Annotated in this window: 3 protein-coding genes; all 3 read left to right on the top strand. The window is 71.9% G+C overall.

The features are described from left to right. The coding region (gene amt, locus D588_RS0115235) for an ammonium transporter (RefSeq protein ID WP_017916592.1) at nt 1-1,287 on the top strand (1,287 nt) is incomplete at its 5' end. A gap of 347 nt (nt 1,288-1,634) precedes the next feature. After that, entirely contained in the window at nt 1,635-2,666 is a 1,032-nt protein-coding gene (locus tag D588_RS0115230; RefSeq protein ID WP_039726947.1) for an ATP-binding protein, read from the top strand. A gap of 10 nt (nt 2,667-2,676) precedes the next feature. Next, a partial coding sequence (locus D588_RS24975; protein WP_043085258.1) for a response regulator occupies nt 2,677-3,146 on the top strand: 470 nt, incomplete at its 3' end.

Raw genomic sequence — 3,146 nt, 5'->3', positions numbered from 1 at the left:
CCCGCACCGGCCGCCGCGCCGGCCGCGGCCGCAGCCGCGGCCACGCCGGCGCCGGTGGTGGACAAGGGCGACGTCGCCTGGATGCTCACCTCCACGCTGCTGGTGCTGCTGATGGTGGTGCCCGGCCTGGCGCTGTTCTACGGCGGCATGGTCCGCGCCAAGAACGTGCTGTCGGTGCTGATCCAGGTCGGCGTGGTGTTCTCGCTGATCGCGGTGCTGTGGGTGGTGTACGGCTACAGCCTGGCGTTCGCCGACGGCGGTCCGTTCATCGGCACGCTGCACAAGGCGCTGCTGGCCGGCGTCGACACCACCACGCTGGCCGACACCTTCTCCAAGGGCTTCAAGCTGCCGGAGTACGTGTTCGTCGCCTTCCAGCTGACCTTCGCCGGCATCACCGGCGCGCTGATCGTCGGCGCCTTCGCCGAGCGGGTGAAGTTCGCCGCGGTGCTGCTGTTCGTGGTCATCTGGTTCACCTTCGGCTACCTGCCGCTGGCGCACATGGTGTGGTCGGCCCCCGGCTTCCTGTTCGGCAAGGGCGCGCTGGACTTCGCCGGCGGCACCGTGGTCCACATCAACGCCGGCGTGGCCGGTCTGGTCGGTTCGTACTTCGTCGGCAAGCGCCTGGGCTTCGGCCACACCGCGCTGAAGCCGCACAACGTGACCCTGACCTTCGTCGGCGCCTCGCTGCTGTGGGTGGGCTGGTTCGGCTTCAACGCCGGCTCGGCGCTGGAAGCCAACGCCACCGCCGCACTGGCCTTCCTCAACACCCTGCTGGCCACCGCCGCGGCGGTGCTGGCCTGGTCGCTGACCGAGAAGGTGATCAAGGGCAAGTCCTCGGCGCTGGGCGTGGCCTCGGGCATGGTCGCCGGCCTGGTCGGCATCACCCCCGCCGCCGGCACCGTGGGGCCGTTCGGCGCCATCGCCATCGGCGTGGCCGCCGGCGTGATCTGCGTGTGGGGCGTGACCGGGCTGAAGAAGCTGCTCAATGCCGACGACACCCTGGACGTGTTCGGCGTGCACGGCGTCGGCGGCATCGTCGGCGCGATCCTCACCGGCGTGTTCACCGACAAGGCGCTGGGCGGCATGGGCTACGCCGAGGGCGTGACCATGGGCCACCAGGTGCTGGTGCAGGCCGAAGGCGTGCTGATCACCGTCGGCTGGATCGGCGTGGTCTCGGTGGTCGGCTTCCTGATCGCCAAGCTGGTGATCGGCCTGCGCGTGCCGGAAGACGCCGAGCGCGAGGGTCTGGACATCACCTCGCATGGCGAATCCGCCTACGAGTTGTGAGTTTCGCCGGCCCGCGACGGCGGTCGCGGGCCTTGTCGCAGTACGTGTGGCCGGCGCTGGTGGCCGGCGCTGGTGGCCGGTCCACGCGGCCGCGGCCTTCGCCGGCGCTTCCTGGGGGGAAGCGCCGGCCATTCTCAAAAGATCGAGGTATTCCGCGTGGCCATTCGCCTCGCCACACCCCCGGCTTTCCGCAAGATTCCTGGTTGCGTCGCGATGCAAGGTCCGGTGCTGGCGTCACCCGGTCCGCAGGCGGCTGCACGCCGCGCCATCCGCGAGGGCAGCGGTCGCGCCATGCGCCGCTCGCCCGTGCCGCCTGCTCGGCTTTGCACTACATTGGTGCAATGGCCATGAACACCCCGCCGCCCCCGCTTTCCGCCCTTGGCACCCCGGTGGTCTGGGCCGATACAGACGGCCGCCTGCGCGGCGCCAATCCCGCTTTCGCGCGCTGGCTCGGGGTCAGCGTGCGGCGCCTGCTCGACCAGCCGCTGGCCTCGCTGGAAGTGCAGGGCGATGCGCTCGCACGGTTCCTGCGCAACGACGAGCGCGACGTGCTGCGCCTGCACCGCATGGCCCTGGCCGTGCCCGGCGAGCCGCCGCGCTTCGCCGAGGGCTGGCTGTCGCGGCTGGACGACGGCGGCTGGCTGCTGGAAGCGCACCCGGTCGACGAATTCCCCACGCCGGACCCGGCGCAGGCGCTGCCGAACGCGCTCAGCGCGGCGCTCAAGGGCCTGGCCCACGAACTGCGCAATCCGCTGGCCGGGCTCAAGGGCGCCGCGCAGCTGCTGGCGCGCCGCGCCCAGCACCGCGACGAGGACGAGCGCGAACTGATCGAACTGATCGGCGCGGAGATCGAGCGCCTCAACAGCCTGCTCGACCAGTTGCTGTCGCCGGCGCCGGCGCGCCCGCACGCCATGCTCAACATCCACGCGGTGCTGGAGCGGGTGTTGCGCCTGGCCGAGAACGAAGGCGGCTGGTCGGTGCGCCTGCAGCGCGACTACGACCCCAGCATCCCCGAATTCCTCGGCGATGCCGACCGCCTCACCCAGGCGGTGTGGAACCTGGTGCGCAACGCGATCCAGGCCGGCGCGGCGCAGGTCACCTTGCGCACCCGCGTCGAGCACGGCCAGCGCATCCGCGATCGCGTGCACGCGCGCGGCCTGCGCCTGGAGATCGTCGACGACGGCCGCGGCGTGCCCGAGGAACTGGCCGAACACCTGTTCCTGCCGCTGGTCAGCGGCCGCGCCGAAGGCAGCGGCCTGGGCCTGGCGCTGGCCCAGCAGGTGGCGCGCGAGCATGCCGGCTCGCTGACCTACCGCTCCCGCCCCGGCCACACCGTGTTCACCCTGCTGCTGCCGCAGCGCGCAGCGGACACCGATTAGGAGCACTGCGATGACCGACTCCCTGCAAGGAACGCAACGTATCTGGGTGGTCGACGACGACCGTTCGGTGCGCTTCGTGCTGTCCACCGCACTGCGCGACGCCGGCTACAGCGTCGACGGCTTCGACAGCGCCGCCGCCGCGCTGCAGGCGCTGGCGCAGCGGCCCATGCCCGACCTGCTGTTCACCGACGTGCGCATGCCCGGCGACGACGGCTTGGTGCTGCTGGACAAGCTCAAGGCCGCGCACCCGCAACTGCCGGTGATCGTGATGTCCGCCTACACCGACGTGGCCAGCACCGCCGGCGCGTTCCGCGGCGGCGCCCACGAGTTCCTGTCCAAGCCGTTCGACCTGGACGATGCGGTGGCGCTGGCCGCACGCGCGCTGCCCGATCCCGGCAGCGCCATCGCCGCGGCACCGGCAGTGGCGCCGGCCGGGCAGGGCAGCACCGAACTGATCGGCGACACCCCGGCGATGCGCGC

Source organism: Xanthomonas sp. SHU 308, assembly GCF_000364645.1.
Classification (GTDB): Bacteria; Pseudomonadota; Gammaproteobacteria; order Xanthomonadales; family Xanthomonadaceae; genus Xanthomonas_A; species Xanthomonas_A sontii.
This window is presented reverse-complemented; position numbering and strand designations above follow the sequence as displayed.

What these genes read in the sequence shown, in the direction of transcription:
- D588_RS0115230 (WP_039726947.1), top strand. Translation starts at nt 1,635, where the DNA reads ATGAACACCCCGCCGCCCCCGCTTTCCGCCCTTGGCACCCCGGTGGTC.